Here is a 17,926-nt window from a genome sequence, read left to right on the forward strand (position 1 = left end):
CCCATCATAGGGAAAATGGATGCTAGCGGTGCGCGGCGTCCGTCCCCGTTCCGCGATGTGGAACGATAGGGGTTATGGCTACTCCTGCACTCGCGATCGTCGGCATGGGCCCGCGCGGCATTTCCATCTTGGAACGCCTCACCGCCCGCATGGATGATTCCAGCTCCCCCGTTACCATTCACCTCATCGATGAGGCCCAGCACGGCGCCGGCCGCGTCTGGGACACCGACCAAACCAAAACCCTGTGCATGAATACGCGCGCGGGGGCTGTCACGCTTTTTACCGAGCCCGGCGCAACGGTGGATGCCCCCGTGCTCGAGGGGCCGACGCAATACGAGTGGATCCAACTGCTGCGCGGCGAGGGCGATAAGGTAGCTCCTGCCAAGCGCGAGCTGTTTGCCCAGCACCCTCCGGCCCCGCATATTGCCACCGAGTACCACGCGGAGTTGGCCGCAACCCGCCCGGAGTCCAACCCCACGCGCGCTTTATACGGCGAGTACCTGCGCTGGGTTTATGACGTGGTGCTGGCGCGCTTGCCGGAAAGCATTTCCACCGTCAGCCATCACCACCGCGTGGAGACCATTACCGCGGACGGCGCGGCCGATATCCTGCACCTGGACGATGGCTCGCAGGTGCGCGCCGATGCTACGGTCCTAGCCTATGGCTGGATGGCGCCGCGCTTTAATGATGAGGAGCAGCGTTTGGCAGAATCCAGTCTGCGGTGGATCGCACCGGGCAACCCCGTGGAACAAGACTATGAAGCCATTCCCGCCGGCGAAGACGTGCTGGTACGCGGACTTGGCATGGGCTTTTATGACATCATGGCGCTGACCACCATCGAGCGCGGCGGCAGGTTCGTCGAGGATGCCACCACCCGCTCCGGCCTGCGCTACGAGGCGAGCGGGAAGGAACCACATTTCATCGTCGCCTCCGGCCGCGGTTATCCCTTTCACCCCAAATCCGAGTACAACGAGCTGCCGCCCACGATGCCGCGGCGGCGGTTGCATGAGGTCATCGATAAGCTCCAGGGCACTGAGGACATCGACTTTGACACCCAGGTTTGGCCCGCCATCGCCCGCGATAGCTACGAGGCGTATATCACCACGCTGGAACGGGTGAATCCGGCGGCGCTGCTCCGCCCGCGCGAAGAGATCCTCGCGGTCATCGATTCCACCGCGCCGGATGATCTCGGCACCGCCCTTGCTCCCCTGGTCACCCAGCCGTGGGATATGACCGAGCTGATGTACCAAGTTGCTGGTTTTACCGGCGATATTTCGGCGCTCACCTCCCACATTGCGGATTCCCTGGCGGGTGATATCCAGGAGGCGGCCGCCGGCCACGATTCGCCCATGAAGGCCGCGCTGTGGTCGCTGTCCCAGTCGCGCAAGCCCGCCTCCATCCTCGGCGCAGAAGGCCGCTATACCCGCGAGTCCCGCACAGGCCGCTACGCGCAATTCATGTCCTTTGGGCAGATGGTGGGCTCGGGACCTCCGCTTTTCCGCGTGCGCCAGCTGCTCGCGCTTGTCGATGCCCACCTAGTCCACTTCCTCGGCGATCACCCCACCCTCGCGATCGAGTCAGACCACTACACCCTGACTTCTGGCCCGCGCTCGGCATCGGCGCCCACGCTTGTCGATGCCTTTATGCACAAGCCCGATATCCGCGTCGCCGGCGACCCGCTCACCCGCGGATTGATCGAGGGTGGACGGGTGCGCCCGTTTGCCGATCACAGGCAGGACACCGGTTCCCCCGAAACCGATGGTGCCACGCGGCGCACCGTCCACCCAGATGGCAGCCTGGATGAACGCCTGCATATCGTGGGCATTCCCACCTATGCGCAGTGGCCGGATACAACGATTTCCCCCATGCCGGGAACGGATCCGCTCATGCTGCAGGAAACCGATAAGACCGCTGGCTCCCTGCTCAAGGTTGCCGGCGGCCACTAAGTACGCGTTTTAGAGCGCGTTTTAAAGGGCGTCGAGCGCCTGCTGTAGATCCGCCAGCAGGTCATCGATGTCCTCGATGCCGATGGAGATGCGCACCATGTCCTCCGGCGGCACCAATTCGGAGCCTTCGGCCGATACGTGGGTCATATTCTGCGGGTGCTCGATGAGCGATTCCACCCCGCCCAGCGATTCCGCCAGGCAAATAAGGCGCGTATTCAAACAAACCTGCTTGGCGTGCTCTGGGTCGTGGAAGCGCACGGACATCATGCCGCCGAACCCACGCATCTGCTGTGCCGCCAGCTCGTGACCTGGGTGCTCTGCCAATCCCGGGTAGCGCACCTGTTTGACCTCTGGGCGGGCCTGTAAGAATTCCGCCACCTTTTGCGCATTGGCGCAGTGGCGATCCATGCGCACGCCGAGGGTCTTAATGCCACGCGCAGTCAGGTAGGCATCGAAGGGAGAGGCGACCGCGCCCACGTTGCCCTGGAAGTACAGCAGCTGCTCATCCACCTCGGGGTCATTGGTAACTACGGCGCCACCGAGGACATCGGAATGCCCGCCTAAGTACTTCGTGGTGGAGTGCAGGACGTGGTCTGCGCCGAGCGCGAGCGGGTTCTGCAGGTACGGCGTGGCGAAGGTATTATCCACCAACACCTGCGCATTGCCCTTGACCTTGGCCACCGCCGCAATATCGGTGATATTCAGCGCCGGGTTGGTCGGGGTTTCCAGCCAGATGAGCTTGGTATTGTCCTTCACCGCGGCGGCGACGGCATCCACATCGCAGGTATTAACGATGGACATCTCCACGCCCCACTCCGTGAAATCATTAAGCAGGCGGTAGGAACCGCCGTAGGAGTCATTGCCCAAGATGACGTGGTCGCCGGGGCGCACCAAGATGCGCACCATCGTATCGGCGGCTGCCATGCCGGTGGCAAAGACGCGGGAGTAATCCGCGCCCTCCAATGCAGCCAAGGTCTTTTCAAGCGAGCGAACCGTCGGGTTGGCCACGCGCCCGTATTCAAAGCCGCCGCGCAGCTGCGCGAGGCCATCCTGGGCGAACGTAGTCGAGGCGTAGATCGGCACGTTGATGGATCCCATGTGCGGATCCGGGTGATATCCAGCGTGAATGGAACGGGATGAAAATCCTTTTGCCAAGTTATGCGCGCTGTGTTCAGTCATGCCTCCCAATCGTAGACTAAGCGGTTCATCCACACCGGCCATTCGGCAATTTATATTCTGCCCTCTCCACGCATTGCCGATTCGGCGCCGTCAGTGAGATTTCAGGATTCTCCTCTAGAATGGGTGCGGTTAGTTTGTGTCCACGATCAAGAAAGAATGATGAGTACGAACCTATTTACCATGGCTCAGGGAGCTGCAGAGAAAAAAGACGATGCAGTAGAGTCCGTATCGAGCTTCTGGAACGACGAGAACGTTCAACTTTGGCTTATCGAGCGGCCCATCCGCATCGGCCTCATTATCATTTTGGCCTTCATTGCGCACTGGGCGCTGCGCCACCTCATCAACCGGCTGGCGAGAAACAGCATTAAGGCCTCCACCCTCAAAAAGCCCAGCCGCACCCGCAGCAGGTCTGGGGAGGATAGCCAGCCAGATGACACCCTGCGAGAAACCAGGGAGGCGCGCCGCGCCTCACGCATTAAGACCCTCGCCGGCGTGGGGCGATCGGCGGTTGCCATCGTGGTCTGGGTTTCGGCTGGCATTGCCATCCTGGATGAATTGGAAGTCAACGTTGCCCCGCTGATCGCTTCTGCCGGTGTTATCGGTGTTGCCCTCGGCTTCGGTGCACAAGAACTGGTCCGAGACTTCCTCTCCGGTATCTTCATGCTCATTGAGGATCAATACGGCATTGGCGATGTCATTGACCTGGGCAACGGCGTCTTTGGCGACGTCGAGTCCATTTCCCTGCGCATTACCACCGTCCGCGATATCGACGGTGCCCTGTGGTACGTCCGCAACGGCGAAATCCTGCAGGTGGCTAACCACTCCGATGAGTACTCCGTTGCCCGCATCCAAATCCCCGTCGGGCTATCCAACGACCCAGAGGTTGCCGGCGAGGTCATCGACAAGGCCGTCAAAGATGCCGTCAAGGACGAAAAGATCCGCAAGATGGTGCTCAGCACCCCGCGCATCGACGGCATGTCCAAGTTCGAGCCGGACTACGTCTCCTTCCGCGTTTCTACCAAGACGCTGCCGGGCCGCCAGTGGGACGTACAGCGCTTTGTCCAGTCCCGCGTCCTCAACGTCATGCACGCAGAGGGCATCAGCACCCCTTACCCACACGGCATCGGCATTGCCAATCCGCATAAGGGAGACGATGCCTAAATGAATTCCGTCTATGAAGCCATCGGTGGCGCCCCTACCTTTGAGCGCCTCGTGCATGGCTTTTATGACCAGGTCAAAGAAGATGACGTGATTGGCCCCATGTACCCGGATCAAGATTGGGAAGGCGCGGAGCAGCGCCTTACCTGGTTCCTGATTCAGTACTGGGGCGGTCCCCAACACTTCTCCGAAAACCGCGGCCACCCGCGCCTGCGCATGCGGCATGCAACCTTTCCCATTGATATGGAAGCTCACGACCGCTGGCTCGAGCTGATGGGAAAGTCCCTCGATAGCATCGAGGAAGACACCATCCCGCCGGCGTATCGCACCATGATTTGGGACCACATGCAGCGCGTCGCTGCCATGCTCATCAACAGAGCGCCTTAATTTTTCAACTGCTTGTAGCGCTGCTCTTGCAAGAGTTACAAGCTGCACAGAGAGGCCCGCGCACTTCCACATCAGGTAAGTGCGCGGGCCTCTTTTACTGTGCGCTAGCGCCAAGTTAGCGCTGCCGGATGCTTAGTCTTTCCAGTCGAAAGCCTGGCGTACCGGCTCAGATACCAGCTTGCCGCCGCGGGTCATCACGCCGGAGCGCAAGCCTGGGAAGCGCTCGATCGCGGCATCCAGGTTGTCGTTGGCCACCGCGCGGATATACGGCAGCGTCGCCGAGGCCAAGGCGCGGGCCGAGGTATTGGCCACCGCACCGGGCATATTGGCCACGCAGTAGAAGAGGGTGTCGTGCACCTTGAAGGTCGGCTCGTCGTGGGAGGTCTTGCGCGAGTTCTCGAAGCAGCCGCCTTGGTCGATGGCGACATCGACAAGCACCGCGCCCTCCTTCATCTTCTTCACGGTCTCCTCGCGCACCAGCTTCGGTGCCGCAGCGCCTGGAATTAGGACGGCGCCAATGACGAGATCGGCCTCCTCCAGCTCCTTATCCAGCGTAGACGGATCAGAGATCAGGGTGCGCACGCCGCCGGCGTACTGGTCATCAAAGCGCTGCAGGACATGCGGATCCACGTCCAAGACCGTGACCTCTGCACGGAGACCGTGCGCCATCGCCACCGCGGACGCGCCTACCTGGCCGCCGCCGATGACCACCACGCGCGCAGGCTGGGTGCCCGGGATGCCAGAAACCAGGAGGCCACGGCCGCCCTGAGTGGACAGCAGGTGGTGCGAGCCCTCGATGACAGCCAAGCGCCCGGCGACCTGGGACATGGGGGTCAAAAGCGGCAGGGTGCCGCGGCGGTCCGTCACGGTTTCATAGGCAATGGAGGTTGTCTTCGCTTCCGTCAGCGCCTCCGTCAACGGGCGATCCGCCGCCAAGTGGAGGTAGGTAAAGACGGTGAGATCAGAGCGCAGGTACTGGTACTCGGACTCGAGCGGCTCCTTTACCTTCAGCAGAAGCTCGGCCTTGGCCCACGTCTCGTCCGCAGAATCAACGATGGTAGCGCCAGCCTCTACGTATTCCTCATCGGGAAAGGACGCGCCTACGCCCGCGCCCGATTCGATGAATAGCTCGTGCCCATCAGTAACCAAGGTCCGCACCTCGGTTGGGGTGAGGGCGACGCGGCTTTCATTATTCATGATTTCTTTGGGTACAGAAATGCGCACGGAGGTTCTCCTTCATGTGTTGGTTACAGAGGCGAAAATTTACTTCTCGCTGTCAGGTTAACGCAGAATACGAAGGAGGATATTAGTTTGTGCGTATTTCACGAACGGGGGTGACTACAATAATCATGATTTCCCCGATACTGCAGTGTATAGGGTTAAAAAGGCGAGCACCGGGAAGGCCCACCACCCCCGACTAGTGGGTTATAGGTATTAATCACTTTCCGTTTTGGGCGGCGGAATACCAGATTCGGGGAGTTTTACAGCACGGATAGCCGCGTGGAACGATAGATGCTGCCAAACGGCGCATCAAGGCGCACCCACCGGCCAAGGCTCGATACGCGCAGGTGCCGGGGTATATCCATAGAGGCAGAGAACCCCGGGATTAGGCCCAGGTTGGTGCAGGCAAAGATCATCCGCATCGGGATTTCCACCGTCTGCCCATTGCCCTCAACCGTGACCACGGTCTGATTAAGCAGGCTGGGTGGCGGGCCCATGGGGCCAGAAAACTCCCGGGTCAGCTTCTGGCCTTGGTCCGAAAGCTCGCGCACCACCGTCACCGGCAGGGTATCTACCACGCTAAAGCCGGTCGCCGGGGGCAATGCGCCCGGCCACGACGCATCGCGGGACGGGCCGAGTTCCATAACGCCGGTGCCATCGTTTTTCGCGAGCTGTTGCTCCAGCGTCGACGCGGAGACCACTGCCCCATCGCGGGAGACTTTCCCCTGCACCCGCCGGGAGGCTACGACCTCGAAGGGGGTGGTGACGAAGGCGTCAACGACGTCATCGGCAAGCTGGCGCAGGCGCACCGACGCAGTCGCGTCTACCCCAACTGCGCGCGCAAGAAGGGCCCGCAAGCCAGGTCCTCCGCTGCGAATTTCAAGCGACTCGGTGACCATGGCGTGCGGGCCCTACCTTTCTATATGTGCACTGTGCGCCGTTTAAGAGGCGCTCATCTGCAGAATATCTTTTTCCTCATCCGTAAGCGGGCGCGGGGTGTGCTTCTTCTTGTCAATGACTACCTGCACACAGTTCACCGTGGCCGCTACCTCTCCAGCAGCGGTCTTGACCTGCTGGGAAGTGGTAAAGGACGACGAGCCGATGTGGGAAACGGTGGTTTCCACGATGACGTGGGCATTGCCCTCAAAGGGAATGGGGCGCATATAGTCCACGTCGAGATGGCGCACCAAGGCCATGAAATCGATGCCCTTGGCATAGATATTCTCCTTGGCAAAAGCCAAGCGTGCCTCCTGGGCAACCTCGATATAGTTGGCGTTCATCATGTGGCCGTACATATCGAAATCGCCCCAGCGGGTGGGCACTTGGTGGGTATGCGCGTTATCGGTCGCCATCATTCTCCTCAGGGATTATCGGGTGAGCTTGCGGTGAGTGACGCGAGAAGGACGGGCGGCGTCTTCTCCCAGACGCTCCACCTTGTTCTTCTCATAATCACCAAAGTTACCCTCAAACCAGAACCATTGCCCCTCGGCAACGTTGCCTTCCCACGCCAGAATATGGGTACAGGTGCGGTCCAAGAACCAGCGGTCGTGGGAAATAACAACGGCGCAGCCAGGGAATTTCTCCAAGGCGTTTTCTAGCGAACCCAGGGTTTCGACGTCCAAGTCGTTGGTTGGCTCATCAAGAAGGATAAGGTTGCCGCCCTCTTTCAAGGTCAGCGCCAAGTTCAGGCGGTTGCGCTCACCACCGGAGAGCACCTTCGACGGCTTTTGCTGATCCGGGCCCTTGAAGCCGAACGCGGACAGGTATGCGCGCGATGGCATCTCATTTTGGCCAACGTGAATATAATCCAGTCCGCCGGAGACGACCTCCCACACCGTAGCCTCTGGGTCGATATTCTCGCGGTTCTGGTCCACGTAGGACAGTTTGACGGTCTCGCCGACCTCAACCGAGCCATCATCCGGCTCTTCCAAGCCGACGATGGTCTTAAACAGCGTCGTCTTACCCACACCGTTCGGGCCGATGACACCGACGATGCCGTTGCGCGGCAGGGTGAAGGACAAGTCCTTAATCAGGGTGCGATCATCGAAGCCCTTGACCAGGTTCTTTGCCTCGACGACCTTATTGCCCAAGCGCGGCGGCGTAGGAATCTGGATTTCCTCGAAGTCCAGCTTCTTGTACTTCTCCGCCTCTGCAGCCATCTCTTCGTAGCGCTCCAAACGAGCCTTGTTCTTGGCCTGGCGAGCCTTGGCACCGGAGCGTACCCATTCCAGCTCGTCCTTCAAGCGCTTGCGCAGCTTGGCGTCCTTCTTACCGGCGACCTGGAGGCGCTCTTGCTTCTTATCCAGGTAGGTGGAGTAGTTGCCCTCGTACGGGTACAGCTTGCCGCGATCCACCTCACAGATCCAGCCCGCGACGTGGTCCAGGAAGTAACGGTCGTGGGTGACAGCTAGGACGGCACCTGGGTAATCCGCCAAGTGCTTTTCCAGCCACTCCACGGACTCGGCGTCCAAGTGGTTGGTGGGCTCGTCCAAAAGCAGCAGGTCCGGCTCCGTCAACAGGAGCTTGGCCAGGGCCACGCGGCGGCGCTCACCACCGGAGAGGTTGGTCACTGGGGCATCGGAAGGCGGGCAGCGCAATGCTTCCATTGCCTGCTCGATCTTGGAATCAACCTCCCATGCATCGGCGGCATCCAAGTCCTCTTGCAGCTTGCCCATTTCTGCCATGAGCTCATCGCTGTAATTGGTCGCCATTTCTTCGGCGATTTCCTCGAAGCGCTGCTTCTTTTCAAAGATATCGCCGAGGCCCTCCTCGACGTTGCCGCGCACGGTCTTTTCTTCATTCAGCGGCGGCTCCTGCTGCAAGATGCCCACGGTAGCACCCGGATCGAGGAATGCCTCACCATTGGAAGGCTGATCCAAGCCGGCCATGATCTTCAGAATGGAGGACTTACCGGCACCGTTGGGGCCGACCACACCAATCTTGGCGCCCGGGTAGAACGCCATCGTGACATCATCAAGGATGACCTTATCGCCAATTGCCTTGCGCACGTTTTTCATCGTGTAGATGAATTCGCCCACTTTTTACCCCTTTGCAAAAATTTGGGAGACGTATTTATCTACACAAACACTACATCAGAATGCGCGCCTAGGTGCCTCGGGTCGGGCGAACCCGAGGCGGATGGCTGGCGTTATGCATGCACGGTTTCGGCGGCCTCCTCCTCTTGCGTTGCTACTTCCTCGCCGTCCTGGGCTGCCGCGCTATTTCCCGCTTGGATGCGGTCTGCAGCGGTATCAGCGGCGGTATCGCCCGGCGCGGAGTTATCCACGTCGGGCACAACTTCGTTTTCACCAAGCTCTGGGATGGCGATGTTTTCCTGGTTATACTGCGGCGCCAAGCGCTTTGCTCCGATGACGTGGCGGTTTAGGTCCAGGCCCACATACTGGGCCTTGATAAAGGTGCGGTAGTGGTCCTTGCCTTCATCATCGCGCCACTGGTCGGAGACGATCGAACCGCAGACGAGCAGCGGCATGCCCTTGGCCAGGGATTTTTTGACGTTGATGGCAAATTGGTTCCACATTTCCACGTCAATAAAGAGGTGGTCTACATCGCGCCACTGCTGCTGGCCGCGTTGGTTATCGGCGTCGGTGCCGGTATCGGCGGGGCGATCAGGAACGCGCCGGGAGGATGCGATGCGCAGCTTGGTTTTATATGCGCCGGTCGAGGTCTTGGTCAAGATGGGATCTTGGGTAAGGCGGCCGGTGAGCATCACTGGGTATTGAGACATGGTGCTGAAATTCCTTTACTAGGTTGTGAGTTCGCGAGTGGTATGTCCCTCGCTCGCCTTCACATCCTGCTGCCGAAACGCAACCTGCACCATGCCGTACCACCCAGCGCTGTGGATAACTTGTTGTCCCCTTCAACAAAGTGGTGCCAGGATGGTCACTTTCGGGTGGGTTATCCACAGGTGGGCAATAAATTAGTGCCCGCGGAATCCGCTTTCATCGCCGTGGCTCATATCCTCCAGCATCGCGTTATAGCAGGCGAGCTCAGCGTCATCGTCCGCCTCCGCCTGCACATCGTGGCGCCGCGCCGTCGCGCGGTCATCGCGCAGCCAATCCAAAAAGAGCTTGCCAAAGACAATGACCAAGGGGAATTGGCCAAAGCCCCAGGCAATGCCCCCGCCCACGCGCTGGTCCTGCAGCAAGTCTTGATCCCAAGGCAGCTCGAGGTACTGATAGAAGTCGAGGCCAAGCACCGTCTGCAGCTGCATCAGGTACACGCCGGCGAAGAGGTGAAAGGGCATCGACAAGAAAAGCATGCCAAGCCGGAAAGGCGTGGAATGGCGCCTAGGCAAGGGATCTGGGCCAATGACCTCCCAGAAGTAGAAGTAGCCGGAAATGAGGAACACGTAGTTCATGATGAGGTGGCCGGCGTGCTCCGAAATGGCGAATTCGTACAGGCTCGGGAAAAGATAGAGCACGTAGAGGAAAAAGAGGTACTGCGCCAAGTTCACGAAGGGATTGGTAATGACCCGCACGAACTTAGATTGGGTCAGCGCCAAGGCATAATCGTGCGGGCTGGGTTGGCCCTTCGGACCCGGTTCGTAGGCCTCCATGACCAAGGTGAAGGGCGCGCCTAGCACCATGAGCAGCGGAATGGTCATGGACAAAATCATGTGCACCAGCATGTGGATGGAATACATTGCTGGCATGTACAGGCCTAGGCCAGTGGACATGACGAGCGTAAGGCCCAGCGAACCGACCATAAACCACGCGGTGCGCCCCTTGTCCCAGCTCAATCCGCGCTTGTGCACGCGGTAAACGCAGTAGCCATATGCCGCGGCCAAGAGCAGGCCAATCGTGCCAAACATGATGTCAAAGCGGAACATCGTCCAGATATTGAATACCGTGGGCGCCTCATGCAGGTTATAGCCCATGAGGATCTGCATGGAGCTCAAGTTCGGATCCCGCGGTGGCGGCGGCACGGTGCGCCCCAAGGTGATGGCTACGCCAATCGTGCCCGCCATGACCGCGAGCTCCACGATGGCGATGCGGATAAAGAGGCGCGGGTTTTTATCTAACTGCGGAATGGTGAGTTCACGGTGGATAAGCCCCATAATGCCCAGCAGGATGGTGAGCACGAATTTGGTGATCAGGATGATGCCGTAGGGCGATTGCGGTAGGTCCGAAATATCCATCCGGATGAGCGTATTGACCAGGCCAGACACGGCCAGCACGACGATAGCCATGAATGCGATGGCGGAATAGCGCTTGACGGCGAAGGCGAGGTTCGGGCCCAGGCGCCGTCCATGCGCGATGAGCGCCATGAGGCCGCCCACCCACAGCATCACAAATACCAGGTGCCACAGCAGCGAGTTCGTGCCGTAGTCGTGGTCGCCGCCGGTCGCGGAGTGGCCCTCAAGGCCGATGGGAACCACCTGCAGGATGGACAGCAAAAGCAGGACCGGCTGCATGGCCCAGGTGCGGCTGAAGCTGCCAATAATTCCCACGGTAAGGGCGATAAGCACCGCGATTCCCCACACGATGGTGGAGGAAATCTCCGTAAAGGCCATTTTCAAAATGGTCAGGTTGAAGACCTTAAAAAATGGCGTGCCGGTCAGGTCCGACATGATCATCGGGATTTCTACCAGCCCCACGGCCGCAACGCCGAAGGCCGACCACGTGCCAGTGCGGGCGGCGATATGGCCGTCGACCGATAAAGGCGCCTCGATGAGGGAATCGTTGTCCCCGCGCGGGGCGATGAGAAACGACGAGGCCAAAAAGGATCCCACGGATAGCGCCATCAGCAGCCACGCCAGACCGCGGAAAAGCGGCAAGCCGAAGGTGGTAATCCGCCCTGGGTCCGGAATGCCCAAGGCGGCCAAGGAACCCGCCAATAAGAATAGGGAAATGAACCCGGCGACCAAGCCAGCAAAAAGCATTGCTGCAATAAAAATTCCCCAGGAAGGACGGGGTTTTTGCGTTCCAGACGGCGTGCTTTTGACCAGCGTATTGACCATAGCTCGCATTCTATAGGGCCACCCTAATCCAAAGCGAACGCATATTTTGCCCCCGGATGTGCCATGATAGAGCCTATGGACACCCGTCAACTTCTTTATTTCCGTGCCGTTGTAGACAATGGGTCCTTCACCCATGCCGCCGCAGCCCTTGAAATGACCCAGCCTTCCCTGAGCCTTTCCATCCGCAAATTGGAAAAGGAGCTCAATACCCAGCTGCTCTCCCGCGGGCGCTCGGGCGTAACCACCACGGAGGCGGGTGATTATGTCTATGACACCGCCCTCAAGGTCGATGCCCTGCTTGCCGATGCCCAACGCCACATCAGCGAAATCACCGGCGATAACGCCAATACCGTGTCCCTGACGTCGTGCCCCATCTTAAACTGGGAATTTACCCCTTCCGTCCTCTCCGAGCTCACCGAAATCCACCCCTCAGCTCGCATCAGCCTGGATGATTCCACCGCCGCCACCGCCATCAAGCGGCTCTTGGAAGGCCAGGTGGACCTCGCGCTCTTGCCGACGTCCGACCCCAAAGCCTTCATCCGCCGCTACTCTCCCGAGCTCACCATCCACGACGTCGCCGAATTCGACTACTCCCTCGCGGTGCCAGAGGCCATGGCAGACCTTCCTTCCCCTGTCTCCTTGCAGGACTTGCGCGAGGAAACCTGGCTGGTGCCTCCCCACTGCCGCGAGCTTCCAGGCATGGCGGAGCTTTACGATGACCTGTGGGAGAACCACCCCTCCTACAAGCCGGATCACATTCAAGACGTCGCATCGCTGCATGCCGCCATCCCGATGATTTCCAGTGGCTTTGGCATCAGCTTCATGCCCCGGTGCGCCCCCGCGCTGCATCCGCAGGGCATCGCTAAACTAACGGTCAAAGAGGATCTTCCGCGCTTCCATGCCATCTTGGCCTATCGCTCCGACCGCGAACTTACCCCGGCCGCCCAAGAATTGGTCGACATTTTGCGCTCGCACGATTCCGCCCGCCCCCTGGCTTAGGAATCGCCGTGGCTGTGGGCTAATATGAGTGTGCTGTCCAGCCCCCATAGCTCAGCGGATTAGAGCAGTGGGTTTCTACCCCATGTGTCGCGGGTTCGAGTCCTGCTGGGGGCACCGCAGCTCAAGGCCACTTTCTGACGAATTAACACCGCGAAGAAAGTGGCCTTTGGGCACACAATGGGCACAATCCTTTGAAAATAACGTATCGCAACCGGAAGTGAACGCGCTTAAATCTTCCGGATAAAGATGACCGTATCTGTCTCCTTCGTGATGGTTACGCTCGAGTGTCCAAATATCATCTGAAGCACTCTAGGATTTGCCCACCGGACTTGACCCCGGGCTTGACCTCGGCAAATTCGTCAGCTGAGGAGCCGTGCTTTTGGCATACTCGAAGATAGACTTTCGGAATTAGTTAAAGTACGGTCAGACATCGCACAGAAAGGAAAGTGACAAGCTCCATGCCAGCATTCTTGATTGAATACCATCGCAAAAAGGGCACTGTCCGATGTGAAAAGTTCGATTCACTCTCCGCAGCTACGCGTGAACGATTGCGTTTAGACCGATCCAATAATGACCCGGATATGGAAATTGTGGCGGTTGCTAGCGCGAGTGAGGAAAACCTCCGCCAGTCACACTCCCGATATTTCTCCGGAGCGTAGCAGTCACGGGGAGCTGAATGGCCGCCTGATGGCCTATTAGGAGGCCCCTCGAAGCTCTATATGCCTGTGATGCCTCGAGACTTTTTCGCAGCATGCCGGCTTTTTGTCTACGCTGGGGTCTTTAGCAAACGGCTCCTTCGAAAGGCTCGACAATGTCACTTCCGGCACCATCTCGTACCTCCTATGCCCTGGTTACGGGCGCTAGTCAGGGCATCGGCAAGGCGATGGCCCACGATTTTGCGGCGATGGGCTATAACGTCATCCTCGTTGCCCGGCGCGGCGAAATCTTGGAAGACATAGCCGCAGAACTTGAGCGCCGCCACCACATTGAGGCCAGTGCCCTGCCCGCGGATTTGGCCACCGATGAAGGGGTCGAGGTAGTCATTGACGCCATCTCCTCCAAGGAAGTCTCTATCCTGGTCAATTCCGCCGGCATCGCCAGCTTCGGGCCCTTCATGGACCAGGACTTGGGCTACGAGACCTCCCAATTCGCCTTAAATGGCACCGCCGTGCACCGCCTGACCCGCGCCGCGCTGGAACATATGCTCCCGCGGCGTGCGGGCGCCATCTGCAATGTGGGCTCAACGGCCGGCAATATCCCCATCCCCAATAACGCGACCTACGTCTTTACCAAGGCCGGGGTGAATGCGTTTACGGAGGCGCTGCACTATGAGCTCAAGGGCTCTGGCATCAGCTGCACATTGCTTGCTCCTGGGCCGGTGCGCGAAGCGACCATCGCCGAAGAGGACCAGACCATCGTGGATAAGGTCGTGCCCGATGCGTTGTGGACCACATATGAGTCCTGCTCCAAAGAGACCATCGCGGCCATGCAAAAAGGCCAGCGACGCGTGGTCCCTGGCCCCTTGTCAAAGGCGATGAACGTGGTCAGCAAGGTGCTGCCGACCCCAGTCATCGCGCCGCTCATTGGGCGGTTTTATTCCCAGATGGGCTAGCTTTCCGCATTCTCGCCGGCGGCTTGCTTGCTGGCGGCTTGTGCCGCCGCGCGGGCGTTTTTGCGGTCCACCCAGAAATCGGCGTTCTTGATGCCCACCGCTTCTGGGTCGAATTCCGGATCCTTGCCCGCCTTCTTTTGCTTCTCGTAGTCCTTCAGGACCTTGATCGCCGGCGCCTGCAGGAAGAGGATGGCGATGATATTTAGCCATGCGGTGGTGCCCACGCCGATATCGCCTAGCGCCCAGGCCGAGCCCGGAGTCGTGGTAGCACCCACGATGACCGAGACGATAATCAGGATGCGCAGCGCCCACACCAGGCCGCGGCGAATCGGGCGAGACTTGACCCAACGGTTGAAGTAGGTCAGGTTGACCTCGGACATGTAGTAGTACGCCAGCACGGTGGTAAAGGCGAAGAAAGCAATGGACACGGCGATAAACGTCGGGCCCCAGCCGGCAAAGACGCTATCGAGGCCGGATTGGACGAAGCCGGGGCCGACCGCGACGTCATCGGGAAGCGAGCCCTGGTAGACAACCTCGCCGTCCTCGGATTCGCCGCGGAAGACGGTGTACATATCCGTGGAGATGATCATAAACGCCGTAGCGGAGCACACGAAGAGGGTGTCGATGTACACGGCGAAGGACTGCACGAAGCCCTGCTTAGCCGGGTGGGAGACCTCCGCGGCGGCAGCGGACTGCGGGCCGGTACCCTGGCCAGCCTCGTTGGAGTAAATACCGCGCTTGACACCCCACATGATGGCCACACCCAGCATGCCGGAGAACCCGGCCTCGAGGTTGAAGGCAGACTTAAAGATAAGGCCAAAGACATCTGGAATCTGCGAGTAGTTGATGAGCATCACGACGATGGAGATGCCGATGTAAATCACGGCCATAAACGGCACGACCAGGGTGGCGAAGTTAGCGATGCGCTTGACGCCACCGATAATGATGATGGCCAAAATGCCGGCCAGGACCACCGCGGCCCAGGTGGAGTTAACATCCCACGCGGTATCGGCCGCTGCGGCCACAGCATTGGCCTGAATGCCCGGCAGGAAGTAGCTGGTGGCCAAAATCATGGCGATGGCAAAGAGGATGCCATAGACCATCATGAACGGCGCGGCCTTGGTGTGCTTATACGCCTTTTCGATGTAGTAGGCCGGGCCACCGCGGTATTCGCCGGTGTCCTGGTCCTTTTCTTTATAAATCTGCGCCAGGGTGCACTCGATGAAAGAGGTGGACGAGCCCAAAAGCGCCACCGCCCACATCCAGAACACCGCACCCGGGCCACCGAAAGCAATGGCCGTGGACACGCCGGCGATATTACCCACGCCCACACGGCCAGATAGCGAGACCATCAGCGATTGGAAGGAAGAAACACCGTCATCGGATTTTTCGCCCTTAGAAATTTGCCGCAGCATATCCGGCAGGCAGCGGACCTGCAGGCCCCGCGTTACCACGGTGAAATAAACACCCGCACCCAAGCACAAAAACACGAGGGCGGGCGACCAAATTATGGAATTGAGGGCATCGAGAAAGTTTGCCATCGAGAAACTCCTTAGTCATTCGCACCTCCCTTGTGAAGCACGATATAGAAAGTATGCCGTAAATCACTTCCCAGTGTCGGTAAAACGATAGGTAAATTTTTCTTTTTGTTTTGCGGGGTGCGGATCGGGGCACGCGGAGGGCCCCGCCGGCCGGGGCTAGAATGGAACGCATGTCTTCTCCCGAAATCGCCGCAAAATATGATCGCCTCGTGTGGATCGACCTGGAAATGACCGGCCTCGACCCAGAGCGCCACGTCATCGTCGAGGTAGCCGCCGTCATCACGGATGGCAACCTCAACATCCTTGGCAAGGGCATCGATCTCGTCGTCCACGCCACCGAAGAGGAACTATCCCAGATGGATTCCTTCGTCACCGAGATGCACGCGAACTCCGGCCTCGATAAGGAAATCCGCCAGTCCGCCACCACCATCCGCGAGGCCGAGGACGCGGTGCTGGCGCTCATCAACGAGCACTGCGAACACCCCGCTCCCCTGGCCGGCAATTCCATCGCCACCGACCGCACTTTCATCCGCGCCTACATGCCGCGGCTGGATGAGGCGCTGCACTACCGCATGATCGACGTCTCCACCATCAAGGAGCTCGCCCGGCGCTGGCACCCGCGGGCCTACTACAACCAGCCCGATAAGGGCATGGCCCACCGCGCACTGCAGGACATCATAGAGTCCATCCGCGAGCTGGATTTCTATCGCCGCAGCGTCTTTCGCACCGATGAGGGCCCAACTTCTGCCGAAGCCGAGACCCTCAAGGCCGAAACAACCGCCGATTACCAGGCGTTTTTGTAATTTACGCGGCGTGAGTTAACCTATATCTCGTTGCTTTCGCGCAACGATGGTGGTTGTAGTTCAGCTGGTAGAGCACCAGGTTGTGATCCTGGTTGTCGCGGGTTCGAGTCCCGTCAGCCACCCCAATCTCCCGAGCCCCGCGCTCGGGATTTTTTATATCTCCACCACCATTTCCTCCGAGCGGGCCCTCCCCGCGAGATCCGGCATGTCTCCGGTAATCAGGAACTCATCGACACCCAGCCGCTTGCCGATGCCCCTTAGTTCCTCCCCCACTTCCCCCACCGTCCCCCAGACGTCGTGGCCCAGGGACTCGTCGATACGGCGCTGTTGCTGGCTCGTTAGCCCCTCCAGGTCCAATTCGCGGGCCGGGCGCAGCGGCGCGAATTCCCCGGTGGACTGGGCCATGACCTTTGCATAGGACTCCGGCAGCAAAAGGTCGCGCGCTTGGTCCGCGGTATCGGCGACGGCGATATTGAGGGAGGAAATGATAGGTGGGGCATCGGCAAGCGCATGCTCGCGGTAGAGCCGTGCCGCCTTTTCCTGCATCTCAACAGGCCCACCCAGGATGACGCCCAATCCCAGCCGCGCCGCCACCGCAACTGACCGGAATCCGGCGAGGATATAGAGGGGCGTGCCCGAGTACTCGGGCCTCACCGTGACCGCCTCCTCGCCGCGCAGGTACCCCAATAGGGCCTCCACCTCGTTCTCGAACTGCTGCTTGAGCTCCAGCGGATCGCCCTGGCGCAGGGCCTTGCGCACCGGCGCCGTAAAGCCCACCGAGGAGCCCAGTCCGATATCGATCCTGCCCGGGTACAGCGCCTCCAGAAGGTTGATTTGTTCCGCGACAAGAAACGGCGGGTGGTTGAGCAGCATGATGCCTGCGGTCCCCACGCGAATGCGCTGCGTGCGCGCCGCTACGTGCGCGGCCAACATGCCCGGCTGGCCCGCTGGGATGCCCGGCACGCCGTGGTGCTCGGCCAGGAAAAACCTGCGAAACCCCAGCCGCTCCACATGCTGCGCATGCTCGGCTATCCCATCGAGCGTGCCCGCCGCCCCGCGGTCCAAAATAGAAAAGCGCATGGCCACCACTGTAGCCATGC

General features: G+C 59.9%; 15 protein-coding genes and 2 tRNA genes. 8 read left to right on the forward strand and 9 right to left on the reverse strand.

Annotation, left to right across the window (positions count from 1 at the left end; translation table 11 throughout):
* Positions 1-74: 74 nt before the first annotated feature.
* Positions 75-1,946 (forward strand): FAD/NAD(P)-binding protein, encoded by a 1,872-nt coding sequence (locus tag HMPREF1267_RS09880; protein ID WP_023029164.1) that lies wholly within the window; start codon positions 75-77, stop codon positions 1,944-1,946.
* Between the two features lie 21 nt (positions 1,947-1,967).
* Here HMPREF1267_RS09880 and HMPREF1267_RS09885 read toward each other — a convergent pair whose 3' ends face one another.
* Complete coding sequence (locus tag HMPREF1267_RS09885; RefSeq protein ID WP_034667214.1) at positions 1,968-3,125, reverse strand: cystathionine gamma-synthase; 1,158 nt, start codon at positions 3,123-3,125, stop codon at positions 1,968-1,970.
* Positions 3,126-3,281: 156 nt separating this feature from the next.
* Here HMPREF1267_RS09885 and HMPREF1267_RS09890 point away from each other — a divergent pair, with 156 nt between their 5' ends.
* Together HMPREF1267_RS09890 and HMPREF1267_RS09895 are read left to right on the forward strand one after the other, a co-directional pair.
* A complete protein-coding gene (locus HMPREF1267_RS09890) occupies positions 3,282-4,286 on the forward strand; it encodes a mechanosensitive ion channel family protein (protein WP_023029166.1) in 1,005 nt (334 codons plus the stop codon).
* Positions 4,287-4,670: a globin gene (locus HMPREF1267_RS09895; RefSeq protein WP_005284450.1), complete on the forward strand. Its 384-nt coding sequence runs from the start codon at positions 4,287-4,289 to the stop codon at positions 4,668-4,670.
* A 132-nt stretch (positions 4,671-4,802) separates the two neighbouring features.
* Here the strand turns inward: HMPREF1267_RS09895 and ald are convergent, their stop codons facing one another.
* The 6 genes from ald to HMPREF1267_RS09925 form a co-directional block, all read right to left on the reverse strand.
* Positions 4,803-5,894 (reverse strand): alanine dehydrogenase, encoded by a 1,092-nt coding sequence (gene ald, locus HMPREF1267_RS09900; RefSeq protein ID WP_023029167.1) that lies wholly within the window; start codon positions 5,892-5,894, stop codon positions 4,803-4,805.
* Positions 5,895-6,151: 257 nt separating this feature from the next.
* Complete coding sequence (locus tag HMPREF1267_RS09905) at positions 6,152-6,790, reverse strand: hypothetical protein (protein ID WP_023017000.1); 639 nt, start codon at positions 6,788-6,790, stop codon at positions 6,152-6,154.
* Between the two features lie 42 nt (positions 6,791-6,832).
* The gene (locus HMPREF1267_RS09910) at positions 6,833-7,246 is read right to left on the reverse strand and encodes a thioesterase family protein (RefSeq protein ID WP_005277857.1); all 414 of its coding nucleotides are present in this window, start codon (positions 7,244-7,246) and stop codon (positions 6,833-6,835) included.
* 12 nt (positions 7,247-7,258) lie between these two features.
* The gene (ettA, locus tag HMPREF1267_RS09915; protein WP_005277855.1) at positions 7,259-8,929 is read right to left on the reverse strand and encodes an energy-dependent translational throttle protein EttA; all 1,671 of its coding nucleotides are present in this window, start codon (positions 8,927-8,929) and stop codon (positions 7,259-7,261) included.
* Between the two features lie 110 nt (positions 8,930-9,039).
* A complete protein-coding gene (locus HMPREF1267_RS09920) occupies positions 9,040-9,636 on the reverse strand; it encodes a single-stranded DNA-binding protein (RefSeq protein WP_023016998.1) in 597 nt (198 codons plus the stop codon).
* A gap of 192 nt (positions 9,637-9,828) precedes the next feature.
* Positions 9,829-11,880: a cytochrome c oxidase assembly protein gene (locus HMPREF1267_RS09925; protein WP_034654200.1), complete on the reverse strand. Its 2,052-nt coding sequence runs from the start codon at positions 11,878-11,880 to the stop codon at positions 9,829-9,831.
* A gap of 66 nt (positions 11,881-11,946) precedes the next feature.
* Here HMPREF1267_RS09925 and HMPREF1267_RS09930 point away from each other — a divergent pair, with 66 nt between their 5' ends.
* The 3 genes from HMPREF1267_RS09930 (at position 11,947) to cmrA (ending at position 14,482) form a co-directional block, all read left to right on the forward strand.
* The gene (locus HMPREF1267_RS09930) at positions 11,947-12,870 is read left to right on the forward strand and encodes a LysR family transcriptional regulator (RefSeq protein ID WP_034654201.1); all 924 of its coding nucleotides are present in this window, start codon (positions 11,947-11,949) and stop codon (positions 12,868-12,870) included.
* Between the two features lie 40 nt (positions 12,871-12,910).
* A tRNA-Arg gene (locus HMPREF1267_RS09935) sits at positions 12,911-12,984 on the forward strand.
* Between the two features lie 697 nt (positions 12,985-13,681).
* Positions 13,682-14,482: a mycolate reductase gene (gene cmrA / locus HMPREF1267_RS09940; protein ID WP_023016996.1), complete on the forward strand. Its 801-nt coding sequence runs from the start codon at positions 13,682-13,684 to the stop codon at positions 14,480-14,482.
* Here cmrA and HMPREF1267_RS09945 read toward each other — a convergent pair.
* Positions 14,479-16,023, reverse strand: coding sequence for a sodium:alanine symporter family protein (locus HMPREF1267_RS09945; protein WP_023029168.1), 1,545 nt, complete (start codon positions 16,021-16,023; stop codon positions 14,479-14,481). The two genes, cmrA and HMPREF1267_RS09945, sit on opposite strands and share 4 nt — an antisense overlap.
* Positions 16,024-16,184: 161 nt before the next feature.
* Between HMPREF1267_RS09945 and orn the strand changes: the two genes are divergently transcribed.
* Positions 16,185-16,826: an oligoribonuclease gene (orn, locus tag HMPREF1267_RS09950; RefSeq protein WP_034667216.1), complete on the forward strand. Its 642-nt coding sequence runs from the start codon at positions 16,185-16,187 to the stop codon at positions 16,824-16,826.
* 49 nt (positions 16,827-16,875) lie between these two features.
* A tRNA-His gene (locus HMPREF1267_RS09955) sits at positions 16,876-16,951 on the forward strand.
* Positions 16,952-16,979: 28 nt separating this feature from the next.
* Here HMPREF1267_RS09955 and HMPREF1267_RS09960 read toward each other — a convergent pair.
* Positions 16,980-17,924 (reverse strand): MsnO8 family LLM class oxidoreductase, encoded by a 945-nt coding sequence (locus HMPREF1267_RS09960; protein WP_023016993.1) that lies wholly within the window; start codon positions 17,922-17,924, stop codon positions 16,980-16,982.
* Positions 17,925-17,926: the final 2 nt, after the last annotated feature.

Origin of the sequence: Corynebacterium sp. KPL1824 (assembly GCF_000478095.1) — a bacterium.
In the GTDB taxonomy this organism is placed as follows: domain Bacteria; phylum Actinomycetota; class Actinomycetes; order Mycobacteriales; family Mycobacteriaceae; genus Corynebacterium; species Corynebacterium accolens.